Source organism: Pseudomonas sp. P9_35 (genome assembly GCF_034008205.1).
Classification (GTDB): domain Bacteria; phylum Pseudomonadota; class Gammaproteobacteria; order Pseudomonadales; family Pseudomonadaceae; genus Aquipseudomonas; species Aquipseudomonas kilonensis.
In genome coordinates, this window is sequence record NZ_CP125373.1 from 778969 (window position 1) to 793349 (window position 14381).

Below are 14381 nucleotides of genomic sequence, written 5' to 3' on the forward strand. Positions count from 1 at the left end.
GGTTCAGTGGTTTGACCCGCGTCCAACCCTGCATGGCCTTGCGACCCAAGTGGCGCGCATTATCCCGGTGCGATTGGCTTGTAGCAAATACTGGTTACATTTTGCCCAGCGAAATGTACGAGTTGGTCCGCTCAAGGCCAGGCTTTGACCATTGTCGCGATCATCATGAGCCTGTCTGTCGGTTGTTTCTGTCACGGTCTGGGCGAATTGACGCCTGAATCGTTGGAAAAGCCACTGTTGCTGTAGTCCATCTACGCAGAAGGTAGCTAAGCGGTGTCGCTGCCTACTACACTCGGGAATCTTTGATACACGGAGGTTTTGACATGCGGCGTGTGGTGTTCAATCAGAAAGGTGGCGTGGGCAAGTCCAGCATCGCCTGCAATCTGGCGGCAGTCAGCGCCAGCGAGGGCTATCGCACGCTGTTGGTAGACCTGGATGCCCAGGCCAACTCCACTCAATACCTGACTGGCTTGACCGGCGATGACATTCCCATGGGCATTGCCGATTTCTTCAAGCAAACCCTGTCGTCCGGGCCGTTCTCGAAAAAGAACAAGGTGGATATCTACGAAACGCCGTTCGACAACCTGCACGTAATCACCGCCACGGCGGAACTGACGGATCTGCAGCCCAAGCTTGAGGCCAAGCACAAGATCAACAAGCTGCGCAAACTGCTGGAAGAGCTGGAGGAAGATTACGACCGGATTTACCTGGACACCCCGCCAGCACTGAATTTCTATGCGGTTTCAGCATTGATCGCCGCCGATCGGGTGCTGATCCCCTTCGACTGCGACAGCTTCTCCAGACAGGCGTTGTATGGACTGCTGGCGGAAATCGAAGAGCTCAAGGACGACCATAACGAAGGCCTGGAAGTCGAAGGCATCGTGGTCAACCAGTTTCAGGCCCGGGCCAGCCTGCCACAGCAGATTCTCGACGAACTGATCGCCGAAGGGCTGCCGGTATTGCCGGTGTACCTGAGCAGTTCGGTGCGCATGCGCGAATCCCACCAGGCCAGCCTGCCGCTGATCCACCTCGACCCACGGCACAAGCTGACCCTGCAGTTCATGGAGCTGCATAGCCTGCTGGAAAGCGCCTGAATCTGACCTGTGCAAAACCAATGTGGGAGCAACTGTGTGGGAGCAGGGCTTGCCCGCGATGAAAACGCCGCGGTCTCTTGAGGACGGCGGCGTCTGTATCGCGAGCAAGCTTTGCTCCCACAGTTATCTCATGGCTTCAAATCCCCTCGCTGCGCAACCAAGCCATCAACTGCGGCAACGGCAGCGCCCCACTCTGGCGCGCCACTTCCCGGCCGTTCTTGAACAGGATCAGGCTAGGAATCGAGCGGATCCCCAACTGCGCCGATAATTGCTGGTTGGCCTCGCTGTCGAGCTTGGCCAACCGGCATTTGCCCGCCAGTTGCGCGGCGGCTTGTTCGAACACGGGCGCGAAGGACTTGCACGGCCCACACCAATCGGCCCATACATCCACCAGCAATGGCAGGTCGCCTTTGATCTGGCTGGCGTAGTCGCCTTGCTTGAGTTCGAACGGCTTGCTCAATAACACCTGGGCCTTGCAGCGCCCGCACTTGGGCTGGTCGCCCAGGCGTTCGGCGGGTATGCGATTGAGCCCGTTGCAATGGGGGCAGGGGATCAGCATCAGGTCAGTCTCCAGAAAATCATTGGCACAGATTGAACACTATATAGAAACCACCACAAAAACCTGTGGGAGCGAGCTTGCTCGCGATGGCGGTGGACCAGTCAATGCTGCATCGACTGTCATGTCGCTATCGCGAGCGAGCTCGCTCCCACAGGGGTTACGCGTTGCTGATTATTTGGCGTTGGTCAGCGTGTTGTAGCTGGTCATCAGGTTGCGGTAGTCCGGGATGTGGTTGGAGAACAAGGTCGCCAGCCCTTCCACGTCGTTGCGCCAGTCGCGGTGCAGTTCACAAGCCAGGCCGAACCAGGTCATCAGCTGCGCGCCGGAGGACGACATGCGGTCCCAGGCCGATTGACGGGTCAGCTCGTTGAACGTGCCGGACGCATCGGTGACTACGAACACTTCGAAGCCTTCGGCCAGGGCCGACAGTGCCGGGAAGGCCACGCAGACTTCAGTCACCACACCAGCGATGATCAGTTGCTTCTTGCCGGTGGCCTTGATCGCCTTGACGAAATCTTCGTTGTCCCAGGCATTGATCTGGCCAGGGCGAGCGATGTACGGCGCGTCCGGGAACAGGCTCTTGAGCTCGGGCATCAAGGGGCCGTTGGGGCCGGTTTCGAAGCTGGTTGTGAGGATGGTCGGCAGTTGGAAGTACTTCGCCAGGTCAGCCAGGGCCAGCACGTTGTTCTTGAAGCGGTCCGGGTCGATGTCGCGTACCAGGGACAGCAGGCCGGCTTGGTGGTCCACCAGCAGGACGGCGGCGTTATCTTTGTCGAGACGGTTGTAGGAAGTGGTCATGGCGTAGCCCTCATTAAGTTTTGGTTGCCGAAGGTTTCGGCGTGGTTAAGGTTTTTAATGTCGGTGTTGCGATTATTCGGTGACTCATCTGGCCGAAGCGCCGGTTTGAATCCGTGTTGCGTTTCGATGGGTGTAGATTAAAACTGGCACCTTTGATGCGCTAGACTGCAAAAATCCGCCTTAGCGTTCTATTTGGAGAACGATCATCGAAGACCTCAACACGCTTTACTACTTCACCCAGGTGGTCGAGCACCGCGGTTTCGCCGCTGCGGGCCGAGCGCTGGACATGCCAAAGTCCAAGCTCAGCCGGCGTATCGCCCAGTTGGAAGATCGGCTCGGGGTACGCTTGCTCCATCGCACCAGTCGCCACTGCACGTTGACGGAGATCGGCCAGGCCTATTACCAGCGTTGCCTGGCGATGCGGGTCGAGGCCGAGAGCGCGGCAGAGGTGATCGAGCGCAACCGTTCCGAGCCCCAGGGGCTGGTGCGCATCAGTTGCCCGACGGCGCTGCTCAACAGTTGGGTCGGGCCGATGCTGACCCGCTACATGCTCAAGTACCCGCGGGTGGAGTTGTTCATCGAGAGCACCAACCGCCGGGTGGACCTGATCCATGAAGGGTTCGATATCGCCTTGCGGGTACGCTTTCCGCCGCTGGAAAACACCGACATGGTCATGAAAGTGCTGAGCAACAGCACCCAGTGCCTGGTGGGCAGCCCGGCGTTCCTGGAGCGCTTGTCTTCCCCGGCTTCCCCGGCAGACCTCAACGGCTTGCCCAGCGTGCACTGGGGGGCGGCGCAGCGTGAATACCAGTGGGAGTTGTTCGGCCCGGACGGCACCCGCGCACTGATCCGCCATGAACCGCGCATGGTCACCGACGATCTGCTGGCCCTGCGTCACGCCGTGTTGGCCGGCATTGGCATCGCCCACCTGCCCACCGTGGTGGTGCGCGAAGACATAGCGGCCGGCCGGCTGGTGGAACTGGTGCCGGGCTGGACGCCCAAGTGCGGGATCGTCCATGCGATCTTTGCTTCACGACGCGGGTTGCTGCCGTCGGTGCGTACGCTGATTGACTTTCTGGCCGAGGAATTCAGCCAGAGTGATATGGCGTAGCGTGGAGGCCGCTATGCCAGCGTATTCCCTTGTGTGGGTTTGCTTGGGATGGTGGCCTGATAGTTGGTCGGGGTTTTTGACTGGGTACATATCCATTGTTGCGGTAACGGCGGCTTATGGTTCCGCTCTTACAGCGGGTCACTTTCGAAAAGCCCGGAAGCCGGCCCAGTCGAAAGTAACCAAAGCGCTTCTGCCCCACCACTCGGTGCCTCGCTTAGGCTCGGCATGCCCTCACTCCGGCATTGCTCCGTGGGCCCGCCGCGAAGGGCCATCCATGGCCCAGCGCGGCTATCCCGGCATCCATGCCGGGATGCCCACTGCGCAATGCCTGCGTTCGGCCATCGTGGTTAACGGGGCGCCCGAGATCAACGTCCACCGCGAGGCGGCCTAGTAGCCGACCTGGCTCTCCCGGTCGTACACCCGTCAGATCTGTTTGAGCTGGACCTGTGGGAGCAAAGCTTGCTCGCGAGGCGGCCTGATAGCCGGCCTGGCTCTCCCCCAATCCCATTGTGGGGCTTGCACTCAAGGCTGCCATTCATCAGGTGCATCGCACTGAAAAGGTGTCGCGACCTCATAAAAAAACCACGTACCTGTTTGCAATCCCAGGAGGTCCCATGAGCCATCCTCAAGACCCAGCCACTCCCCAGGCAGTGGACAACCCCAACGACGACGGCTTCGTCCTCGGCACCGCCGGCCGCGATGAAGACCCCAACGCCGCCCCGTCCTACGCCATCGACCGCCGTCACGACCGGGATGAACTGACCCCTGAAGACGCCCGCGGCATGCCCGGCTATCCCGAGAAAAAACCAGAGGCCAAACCCAAGGAGAAGGGGGGTGGAGAGGCAGAGCCGGGAATCGAGACGCCTGAGCAGGGGAACGATAAGGTTGGATGAGCAAGCGGCGATGAATTCAAGCTCGCCATCGCGAGCAAGCTCGCTCCCACATGGGGCTGTGTGATCGCGATATTTGCGACAACAGCCCGCCCCTGTGGGAGCTAGCTTGCTCGCGATGACTGTCGTTCAGGCAACCTGAATCCGTGGCGAGGGAGCTTGCTCCCGCTCGGTTCTGTAGGAGCTGCCGAAGGCTGCGATCTTTTGATCTTTCGCTTTAGACTCAAGTGTCTGGGGAAAGATCGCAGCCTCGTTGCACTCGACAGCTCCTACAACGCAGCCCAGCGGGAGCAAGCTCCCTCGCCACAGGGGGATGCGCTATGTCGACTGGCGGGGTTCGACGTTGTCCAGTGCCCGGTTCGCCAGTAAAACGCTTAGTTCGATCAATTACTGAATGCCCAGGGCGACTTGTCGCCTGGAGCCTTTCAGATCGAATGCCAGGTCACTGATCATGGCGTTGGCCGAGGCCAGGTTTTCGCTGAGGTTGGCGAGCAGGGTTTCGGTGTCGATGCCATTGACGACGCTGAACAGTTGGCCTGGATCGGCCTCGGGTTTGCTGGGTTTTGGGTTGAGGTAGTAGTCGAGGACGCGGTCAGCCGTTTCGTCGAATTCTTTTGAGTTTGGGTGGGCTGGATCGGTATCGGGTGGGTTGGGGGTTGCTTTGAACATGGTGAATCTCCGTGATTGGTTGAGCCACCACGACCTATCGCTAAACAAGTAAAGGTGACGGCTGTACGCAGGTTAGCGATCCGGGTCACAGAAACCCCGGGTAGACCAGAAGGTCTCCCACGCACAGCCACCATTAAGCGAGTTGCAGACATAAAAGACTGCAATCGAGACTGGGCATTGTTGCGTCTGTGTTGAGTCGGATCGCTAAACCCGATCGCTGATTTTCAGCGACGGGGAAACGATAAAACCCGACCCCAAGGCGCACAAGCCGGCGGATTCTGGCGTAGTTGTAGGCAATGGCGCAAGGCGGCGTAGCCTGCTCCTGAATGGTCCTACATCGAAATAAACGCGCTGATGCTCACGGGGCTTCAGCATTGGGCTCAGAGGCTGTGATGAGCTGAAGATCGCCATCGCGAGCAAGCTCGCTCCCACATTGGGAGCTGTGTGACTGCGATATGTGCGGCAACACCCAACCCCTGTGGGAGCGAGCTTGCTCGCGATGACTTTCGCCCAGACAACCCTGAACCCGTGGCGAAGGAGATTACGACGAGCAACTGATCTCCAGATGCTTGCCCCACTCCGGCGGACGTAGCGCGTAGCTGTCCATGCCCGGTTGTTCCTCGAACGGCTTGCTCAGCACCGTGTGCAGGCGGCGGACTTCTTCGTAGTCGCCGGATTCGGCGGCGTCGATGGCTTTCTGCGCCAGGTAGTTGCGCAGCACATACAGTGGGTTCACCGCGTGCATGCGGGCGCGGCGTTGGTCTTGATCGACAGCGCCGTCGCGGTTGACGCGGGCGATGTAAAGCTCGCCCCAGGCATCGAAACCCTTGAGGTCGACGAAGTCATCGCGCAGGGTGGCGACGGCCTGCTCGGGGGCTTGGTCGCCCAGGCGGCGGAAGAACAGGCTGTAGTCGACGCCGCTGTTCTGCATCAATTGCAGCAGGCGTTCCAGCAGCTTCTGGTCATCTTCCTCGGCGCTGGTCAGGCCGAGGCGGCGGCGCATCAGGTCCAGGTAGTGGGCCTGGTACAGCGGCAAGTACAAGCCGAGGGTCTCACGCAGGGCTTCGACACTGATGAACGGCGTCAGGGCCTGGGCCAGCGCGCTGAGGTTCCACTGGCCGATGGGCACCTGGTTGCTGAAGGAGTAACGGCCCTGGTCATCGGAGTGGTTGCAGATGAAGTTGGCGTCGAAGTCGTCGAGGAAGGCGAACGGCCCGAAGTCGAAGGTGATGCCCAGGATCGACATGTTGTCGGTGTTCATCACACCGTGGCAGAAACCGTAGGCCTGCCATTTGGCAATCAGCTCGGCGTTGCGCTCGACGATTTCGCGGAACATCGCCAGGTACGGTTCCGGCTGCTCACGGCACTCGGCAAAGTGCAGGTTCAACACGTGCTCGGCGAGGGCCGCATGCAGCTCGGGTTTCTTGGTGTAGTAGAAATATTCGAAATGCCCGAAGCGCACGTGGCTGGGCGCCAGGCGCAGCACCATGGCGGCGCGCTCCTGCTTTTCGCGCCACACCGGGGTGTCGGAGCCGATCACGCACAAGGCGCGGGTGGTGGGGATGCCCAGGGCGTGCAGGGCTTCGGAGGCGAGGAATTCGCGGATCGAGGAGCGCAGCACCGCGCGCCCGTCGCCCATCCGTGAGAACGGCGTCTGGCCGGCGCCCTTGAGATGCAGGTCCCAGTGCTCGCCGGCCTCGTTGTACACCTCGCCCAGCAGCAGCCCGCGGCCGTCGCCCAATTGCGGGTTGTAGTGACCGAACTGATGCCCGGAATACACCATCGCCCGGGGCTCGGTTTCGGCCCACAGCTTGTGGCCGCCAAAGATCTCGGCAAACAGCGGTGCCTGGGCTTGCGCCGGGTCCAGGTCCAGCAGCGCCATGGCGGCCGGGCTGGCGACGACCAGTCGCGGATTGTCGATGGGCTCGGGCAGCACGTGGGTCGATAAACCGTCGCCCAGGCGGGCGAAGCGGTTATCGAAGGTCAAGGTTTCCAGCGTTTTCATGGCCGTCTCCGGCGCGCCGCCTTCAGGCAGCACGCATCAGTCGAGTGTGTCTTGCGGCGGCTCTGGCACCGGTTTGATGCTGGCTACGGTCGAGGGTACGGGGCCGAGGGTTTTGTGCTCGGGCTCGGCGGGCACCAACTTGTACTCCTGGCCCTGAAGGTTCTTCAGATAGATTTCCATCTGCCGGAAGGAGATGTTGATGTGCTCCTTCTTGAACTCACGGTTGATGAACCGGTTGATCTCGTCCAGTACCGGGTTGCGGTCACCAAGGTCGCGTACGTGCATGCGCAGCTCATGGTCCAGGGTGCTTTCACCGAAGTTGAGGAAGTACACGATCGGTTCCGGTTCCTTCAGCACACGTGGATTCTCGCGGGCGGCCTTGAGCAGCAGTTCACGCACCCGGTCCAGGTCCGAACCGTAGTCCACGCCCAGCTTCAGGGTCACCCGGGTGACGGTGTCGGTCAGCGACCAGTTGATCAGTTGCCCGGTGATGAAGGTCTTGTTCGGGACGATGATGTCCTTGCGGTCGAAGTCGGTGATGGTGGTCGCCCGAATGCGGATCTTGCTGACCGTGCCCGACAGGTTGCCGATGGTGATGGTGTCGCCGATGCGCACCGGACGCTCGAACAGGATCATGATGCCGGAGATGAAGTTGGCGAAGATCTCCTGCATGCCGAAGCCCAGGCCCACCGACAGCGCGGCCACCAGCCATTGCAGTTTGTCCCAGCTCACGCCCAGGGTGGACAGGGTGGTGACGAAACCGACGCCGGCGATCACATAGGACAGCAGCGTGGTGGTGGCATAGGCACTGCCCTGGGCCAGGTTCAGTTTCGACAGCACGAACACTTCCAGCAGGCCCGGGAGGTTGCGCGCCAGGGCGAAGGTGATGCCGATGATGATCAGCGCCCCGAGCATGTCGCCAATGCTGATGGGCACCATGCTCATGTTGGCGCCAGTGCCGCTGGTGTATTCGTAGAGGGTGATGTTGTCCAGGTACGAGAACACGCTGATCAGGTCCGACCAGACCCAGTACAGCGCGGCGATGAAACCGCCCAGCAGCGCCAGGCGAATCAGGCGCAGGGACTGCTCGTTGACCTTCTCGATATCCAGGGTCGGTTCCTCGACCACCGCTTCGCCGTCGCCGGCTTCCTTGGCGGCCTGGCGCTTGGCCAGGGCACGCTGGTAGGCCAGGCGCCGCGCCGCGACCGACAGGCCGCGGACGAAGGTGGCTTCGATCACCAGCCAGAACATCAGCAGGTACAGGGTGTTGATCAACCGGTCGCTGAGCTTCAGCGCGGTGTAGTAGTAGCCGAAGCACACCGCGACGAACAGCGCGATCGGCAGGGCGGTGAACAGCACCCCGACCGCCTTGCGGAACAGCGAAGTGTTCTTGTGTGTCGGGCTGCTCAGCAGCAAGCGGCTGAGCAACCACGCCATCAACGCGTAGCAGGTCAGCACCACCGGCATGCCCAGCACGTCGTCGGCCAGGGCCGAGGGTTGCAGTTCGGCGACGGCCACCACGGCAACCAGCGCCAGCACCACCAGCCCGAGGCGACGGATCCAGCCCTGGAGGAATTCGACCTGGGGTTTCTCCCAGCGGAAATGCAATTCGGCCACGCCGCCGGGGGCCAGCACTCGATAGGCTGTGTAGAACACTAGCCAGGCTTGGCCGATCTGCAGCAGCGCCGCGCCGAGGTTGGCGTTCTGGCCGCGAGCGTCGATCTGCAGGGCGTAGCCGCACAGGGCCAGCGCCAACGCCAACGGCATCGCCAGGAGGATATTGATCAGGATCGCCTGGGGCGTGTGCCATTGGCTGTCGCGCTTGAAGTGGCCAACGTCCTGGTGAACCTTGTTCAGTCGGGCATAGAGACTCTTGCGCCGCCACAGCAGCGCGCCGATCAGCAGTGCCAGGGGCAGGAACAGCAACGGCCGTTGGGTCAGGCCATCAGCCAGCTCACTTAGGCTCGAAGCCCAGGGCAGTGAGTCGACCTGTTTCTCCAGGCGCATCGGCACGCCGCGCATCCAGTCGAAATCCAGCGGTTTGTTGCTGGGGATCCAGAACATCTGTTCTTCAAGGGTCGCCCGCAGGTTCTGGGCGGTGCTGAGCAGTTGTTTCTGGTTGAGTTGCAGGGTGATGGATTCGTTGAGCACTGCGCTCAATTCGCGGTTCAGGCGTTCCAGCAGGTCGACGCGGGTCAGTGCCAGTTCCAGCAAGGTCTTGCGCAGTTGCGGTGTGGCTTGCTCCGACGGCTGGGAGGCCAGCAGGCTGTCGACATAGGCGCTGGGATTGTTCAGCAGCTCGCGCTGTTGGCTGACTTCGAACTGGTACAGGCGGATGTCGGCGATCTGGTCGGCCAGGTTCTGGTCCATCTTCAGGCGCGGCAGGGTCTGGCGTTGCTTGTAGAGGATCTTGGAGAGCAGCAGGCTGCCCTTGAGCACGCTGATCTGCTCGTCCAGGGCGGCGTCGGTCTGGGTGACACTGTCCAACAATTGCTTGGTCTGCAGGTTCTGCTGGGTGACCTCATTGAGGCGGTCGGTGCTCTTGAGCAGGTAGTCGGAGAGCTTCAGGTTGGCCGTGCTTTCGGTCGCCAGCAGGCTGCTGCCACCGGCCTTCTGGGCTTCGATGGATTGCTGGGTCACCGTCTCCTGGGACTGGGCCAGGCGCTTCTGGTTGATCAGGTTTTGCAGGTCCTGGATTTCCTGCTCCATGCGGGCGATTTTTTCCATCAGCAAATCGTGCTGGCTGTTGCCCAGGTCCTGCAGTTGGCTGTTGCCGGCCAGCTCCTGGCGACGCAGTGGAATCAGCGCATTGAGCGCCGCCAGCTCGGCGTTGAGCTGGTCGCGCTGCTCGGCGCTCAGGGTTTTGCCAGCGTCCCTGCCGGCCTTGAGGGTGGCGTTGATCTGTTGGATGCGGCTCTGGCTGTTGGAAATTTCCGCCTGGGCCCGCTCGGGGCGGGTCTGGGCGGTAATGACCAGACTGTTGGCGTCGGCCAGGGCTTTTTGCAGGTCACCCTGCTGGGTGGAGCGATCCGTGAGCATTTGCTCGAGCTGGGGAATCGGCAGGTTGGCGTAGCGTTGCGCCACCGGCACCGCCGTGGTGCCCTTGAGCCGCGCCAGTTCGCGCTGGTTCTCGATGTTCTGCTTGGGCGCAGTGGCCAGTTGCTGTTTGAGCGCCTGCAGCTTCTGCTCGTAGTCGGCCTTGTTGCTGAGCAGGGTCAGCGTGTTCTGCAAGATCGCCTGCAGGGCTTTCTGCTCGGCTTCCGGCAGTTTGCGGTCGGCGATCTTGTCCAGGCTGGACTGCACTGAAGCGCTGGCGGGAAGGTCAGCGGCTTGCAGTGTGCAGACGGAGAGACTCAGGCCCAGCAGGGCGATGGCGAAAAAGGAGCGCAGGGTAGGCATAAAGACCGGTCGAGCAAGTGAGAGTGGGAGCAGTTTAGAGGAACAAGCCGGGACCCGGGCGACTTCCTTCGGGGAATCTGACGCCCACTTTGGCGATCTTGTTCCCGTCCATGACCGCGACGGTCCACAGGGTGTTGTTCCAATCCACCTGGTCGCCGACCACCGGCGCGCCACCGACTTTCTGGGCAATGAAGCGGCCCAGGGACATGTCGGGATCGATGCCGTCCAGTTTCAGTCCGTACAGCGCCGCAACCGCTGCCAGCTGGGCGTCTCCTTCGAGTACGAAGTCGCCGAAGAAACGCAGATCCAGGCCCCGTTGCGGCGCTTGGCTGAACAGTTTTCCAAGGGCCGGCAAGTCGTGTTCATGGCCGATAACACACAGCAAATCATTGACTTCCAGCACGGTACTACCCGACGGATGGAGCAGTTGCTGGCCACGAAACAGGGCGGCGATGCGTGTGCCTTCGGGCATTTTCAGGTCCCGCAGGGGCGAGCCGATGCACCATTTTTCCGCGCCCAGGCGATAGATGAACAACTCCCACTCGCTGGTGACGTGGACTTCCAGCGCCGCCCGGGAAATCGGCAGCGGCTCGGGCGGGACGGTCACGTGCAGCAACTTGGCGACCCACGGCAGGCTGGTGCCCTGCACCAACAGCGAGACCAGCACGATAAAGAACGCCAGGTTGAAATAGAGCTGGGCGTGAGGCAGGCCGGCCATCAACGGGAACACCGCGAGGATGATCGGCACCGCGCCGCGCAGGCCGACCCAGGAGATAAACGCTTTTTCACGACCGTGGAATGCCTTGAATGGCAGCAGGCCGACCACGACCGACAGCGGACGTGCAAACAGAATCATCCACAACGCCAGGCCCAGGGCGGGCAGGGCGATGGGCAGCAGGTCGTGGGGCGTGACCAGCAACCCCAACACCAGGAACATGCCGATCTGTGCCAGCCAGGCCATGCCATCGAGCATATGCAGGATGCCGTGGCGACTGCGCACCGGGCGGTTGCCGATCACCAGGCCGCACAGATACACCGCGAGGAAGCCGCTGCCGTGCAGGGCGTTGGTCAAGGCGAATACCGCCAGGCCGCCGCTGATGACCAGGATCGGGTAAAGGCCGTTGGCCAGGTTGATGCGATTGACCAGTTGCAACATCAGCCAGCCACCGCCCAGGCCAAGCACCGCGCCGATACCAAACTCGCGTATCAGATGCCCCAGCAGGCTCCAATGCAGGCCGGTTTCGCCACTGGCGAGCATGCCGATCAGGGTCACGGTCAGGAACACTGCCATGGGGTCGTTGCTGCCGGACTCGATCTCGAGGGTGGCGCTGACCCGTTCGTTCAGGCCCTTGCCGCCCAGCAGCGAGAACACCGCCGCGGCATCGGTGGAACCGACAATGGCGCCGATCAGCAGGCCCTGGATCAGGTTCAGGTTGAACAGCCACGCCGCCGCCAGGCCGGTCAGACCGGTGGTGATCAATACACCGACCGTGGCCAGCGACAACGCCGGCCACAGTGCGACGCGAAAGCTCGACACCCGCGTGCGCAAACCACCGTCCAACAGGATGACCGCCAATGCGAGGTTACCAACCAGATAAGCCGTGGCGTAGTTATCGAAAAGAATACCGGCGCCGTCGACACCGGCCACCATGCCCACGGCCAGGATGATCACCAGGATCGGGATGCCCAGGCGGGACGAAAGAGAACTCACCAGGATGCTCGCACCTACCAGCAACGCGCCGATCAAGAACAGGCTGTTGATGGTCGTCGCAGTCAAAGGCGTTACTCCGGGAAAACTGGGGGACGGGCGCAGATTGACCATGCAGTCTGCGTGCCAGCGATTCTAACCTGTTGAAATGTGATGCTGTCAAAAAAGGTTGGAATGGATGGAGCTGATCGTTCCCACGCTCCGCGTGGGGATGCCTCGACGGACGCTCCGCTCGTTCCCACGCAGAGCGTGGGAACGAGCGGCGGTGAGACGTTAAAGGCTGAACCGCCCAACCATGCTGTTGAGGTCCACGGCCAGGCGCGACAGTTCGGCACTGGCGGCGCTGGTCTGGTTGGCGCCGGTGGCCGATTGCACCGACAGGTCGCGGATGTTCACCAGGTTGCGGTCCACTTCACGGGCCACTTGGGCCTGCTCTTCGGCGGCGCTGGCGATCACCAGGTTGCGTTCGTTGATCTCGACGATGGCGGTGTTGATCGTGTCCAGGGACATGCCGGCGCCGCGGGCGATGTTCAGCGTCGACTCCGCGCGTTCGGTGCTGTTGCGCATCGAATCCACAGCGTGTTCGGTGCCGCTCTGGATGCTGCCGATCATGCGTTCGATCTCGCTGGTCGACTGTTGGGTGCGGTGGGCCAGGGCGCGGACTTCGTCGGCGACCACGGCAAAACCACGACCGGCCTCACCGGCACGGGCGGCTTCGATGGCGGCGTTCAACGCCAGCAGGTTGGTCTGGTCGGCCAGGCCGCGGATCACGTCCAGCACCTTGCCGATGTCGCGGGACTCATTGGCCAGGTTGCCGATCAACGTGGCAGTGCTTTGCACATCGGCGCTCATGCGTTCGATGGCGCTGACGGTTTCCTGTACCAGATCACGGCCGTCACCTGCGGAGGTGGTGGCGTTTTTCGACGCTTCGGAGGTGCTCACCGCATTGCGCGCGACCTCTTCCACGGCGCTGGTCATCTCGTTGACCGCGGTGGCGGCCTGCTCGATTTCGTTGTTCTGCTGGGTCAGGCCACGGGCACTTTCGTCGGTGACACTGTTGAGTTCTTCGGCCGCGGAGGCCAGTTGCGTGGCCGAGCCGGAGATCCGCTGCAAGGTGTCGCGCAGTTTGTCCTGCATGGTCGACATTGCCCGCAGCAGGCGACCGGCTTCGTCGCTGCCATCGACGGCAATCGGACGGGTCAGGTTGCCCTTGGCGATTTCCTCGGCGGCGTCCAGGGCGTTAGCAATCGGCTTGGTAATGCTGTTGGTCAGCAGCCAGGCGAACAGCAGGGTCAGGCCGGTGGCGATGACCAGCAGTGTGACAACCCAATTGAAGGCGGTTGAATATTGTTGCGCCGCGCCCTGGTTGAGGGTCTCGGCTTGCTGGTTGTTGATGTCTATCAGGCGGTCGAGCACAGCGTTGATCGCATCGGAGTTGCTTAACACCTTGGTGTTGATCAGCGTCCGCAGTTCATCAACCTGATTGTTGCGCGACAGGCTTTTCATCTGATCTTCGAGCTGGCGGTACTGCCCCAGCAATTGCCCATACTGGTCGTAGGCGGCCCGTTCTTCCGGGGCGCTGATAAGCTTTTCATAGGCGGCCTGGGCCGCGCGGATCTGCTGGTTGCGCTGCTCGAACAGGTCCAGTGTTTTCTGCTGGAGGTCCGATTCGCGGTTGACCAGCAAGCGATAGGACAGCACGCGCAGGCGCAGGGTCAGTTGGGTGAACTCGTTCAGGGCCTTGATGCTGGGTACGCTGTTCTGGGCGATGCTTTCGCCCGAATCACGGATTTTGCTCATCTGGGTCAGGGCAAACACCCCGAGGGCGAGCATCAGGGCGCCGATCAGGGCAAACCCAAGGAATGCTCGAGGCGCGATGTTCATATTACGTAGAGACATGGAAAGTACCGGAAGTAGCCGCGTCCGTGCGGGGCTGAAACTGCTGTGCCCTGACTTATCGGTCATACGACTAAAGTCTTGAGAGCGACGCGTGCTTTTGTTCGCAGGGCATCACGTGCGATGCGACGAAGGGTAGGAACCAGATTCCCGAATCGCAGTCTCTAAAACTCGCCGGAAACGCACCGCCGCCCCGTAAACCGTGGCATTGATGGTGACTTTTCTTTATCGTACGCGCCCCTTGAAAACGCC

General features: G+C 61.6%; 10 protein-coding genes and 1 pseudogene. 4 read left to right on the top strand and 7 right to left on the bottom strand.

Annotation, left to right across the window (positions count from 1 at the left end):
• Nucleotides 1–323 precede the first annotated feature (323 nt).
• Nucleotides 324–1094 carry a ParA family protein gene (locus QMK47_RS03435; protein WP_003197050.1) on the top strand — a complete coding sequence of 257 codons (771 nt, stop codon included), beginning with the start codon at nt 324–326 and terminating at the stop codon, nt 1092–1094.
• 136 nt (nt 1095–1230) lie between these two features.
• Here the strand turns inward: QMK47_RS03435 and trxC are convergent, their stop codons facing one another.
• Nucleotides 1231–1653 (bottom strand): thioredoxin TrxC, encoded by a 423-nt coding sequence (gene trxC, locus QMK47_RS03440; RefSeq protein WP_253471160.1) that lies wholly within the window; start codon nt 1651–1653, stop codon nt 1231–1233.
• Between the two features lie 171 nt (nt 1654–1824).
• Nucleotides 1825–2451 carry an isochorismate family cysteine hydrolase YcaC gene (gene ycaC, locus QMK47_RS03445; protein WP_014336221.1) on the bottom strand — a complete coding sequence of 209 codons (627 nt, stop codon included), beginning with the start codon at nt 2449–2451 and terminating at the stop codon, nt 1825–1827.
• A 205-nt stretch (nt 2452–2656) separates the two neighbouring features.
• Between ycaC and QMK47_RS03450 the strand changes: the two genes are divergently transcribed.
• The 3 genes from QMK47_RS03450 (at nt 2657) to QMK47_RS03460 (ending at nt 4455) form a co-directional block, all read left to right on the top strand.
• A complete protein-coding gene (locus tag QMK47_RS03450; RefSeq protein WP_214511537.1) occupies nt 2657–3562 on the top strand; it encodes a LysR family transcriptional regulator in 906 nt (301 codons plus the stop codon).
• Between the two features lie 205 nt (nt 3563–3767).
• Entirely contained in the window at nt 3768–3953 is a 186-nt protein-coding gene (locus QMK47_RS03455; RefSeq protein WP_258691293.1) for a nucleoid-structuring protein H-NS, read from the top strand.
• A 223-nt stretch (nt 3954–4176) separates the two neighbouring features.
• Nucleotides 4177–4455 carry a hypothetical protein gene (locus QMK47_RS03460; protein ID WP_320389805.1) on the top strand — a complete coding sequence of 93 codons (279 nt, stop codon included), beginning with the start codon at nt 4177–4179 and terminating at the stop codon, nt 4453–4455.
• Nucleotides 4456–4770: 315 nt separating this feature from the next.
• On the opposite strand, the pseudogene QMK47_RS03465 reads toward QMK47_RS03460, so the two are convergent.
• The 5 genes and pseudogenes from QMK47_RS03465 to QMK47_RS03485 form a co-directional block, all read right to left on the bottom strand.
• Nucleotides 4771–5121 (bottom strand): annotated as a pseudogene (locus tag QMK47_RS03465) (DUF6124 family protein).
• 541 nt (nt 5122–5662) lie between these two features.
• Entirely contained in the window at nt 5663–7126 is a 1464-nt protein-coding gene (selO, locus tag QMK47_RS03470; protein WP_258690244.1) for a protein adenylyltransferase SelO, read from the bottom strand.
• A gap of 36 nt (nt 7127–7162) precedes the next feature.
• Nucleotides 7163–10525: a mechanosensitive channel MscK gene (mscK, locus tag QMK47_RS03475; protein ID WP_258690245.1), complete on the bottom strand. Its 3363-nt coding sequence runs from the start codon at nt 10523–10525 to the stop codon at nt 7163–7165.
• Between the two features lie 34 nt (nt 10526–10559).
• On the bottom strand, nt 10560–12302 hold the full coding sequence (locus QMK47_RS03480; protein ID WP_253471166.1) for a potassium/proton antiporter: 1743 nt from the start codon (nt 12300–12302) through the stop codon (nt 10560–10562).
• 204 nt (nt 12303–12506) lie between these two features.
• Nucleotides 12507–14132, bottom strand: coding sequence for a methyl-accepting chemotaxis protein (locus QMK47_RS03485; protein WP_253471168.1), 1626 nt, complete (start codon nt 14130–14132; stop codon nt 12507–12509).
• Between the last annotated feature and the right edge of the window lie 249 nt (nt 14133–14381).

Bases quoted from the DNA above. Each gene is read 5' to 3' on its own strand.
- trxC (WP_253471160.1), bottom strand. From the start codon at position 1,653: ATGCTGATCCCCTGCCCCCATTGCAACGGGCTCAATCGCATACCCGCC.
- QMK47_RS03460 (WP_320389805.1), top strand. From the start codon at position 4,177: ATGAGCCATCCTCAAGACCCAGCCACTCCCCAGGCAGTGGACAACCCC.
- mscK (WP_258690245.1), bottom strand. From the start codon at position 10,525: ATGCCTACCCTGCGCTCCTTTTTCGCCATCGCCCTGCTGGGCCTGAGT.
- QMK47_RS03435 (WP_003197050.1), top strand. From the start codon at position 324: ATGCGGCGTGTGGTGTTCAATCAGAAAGGTGGCGTGGGCAAGTCCAGC.
- selO (WP_258690244.1), bottom strand. From the start codon at position 7,126: ATGAAAACGCTGGAAACCTTGACCTTCGATAACCGCTTCGCCCGCCTG.
- ycaC (WP_014336221.1), bottom strand. From the start codon at position 2,451: ATGACCACTTCCTACAACCGTCTCGACAAAGATAACGCCGCCGTCCTG.
- QMK47_RS03485 (WP_253471168.1), bottom strand. From the start codon at position 14,132: ATGTCTCTACGTAATATGAACATCGCGCCTCGAGCATTCCTTGGGTTT.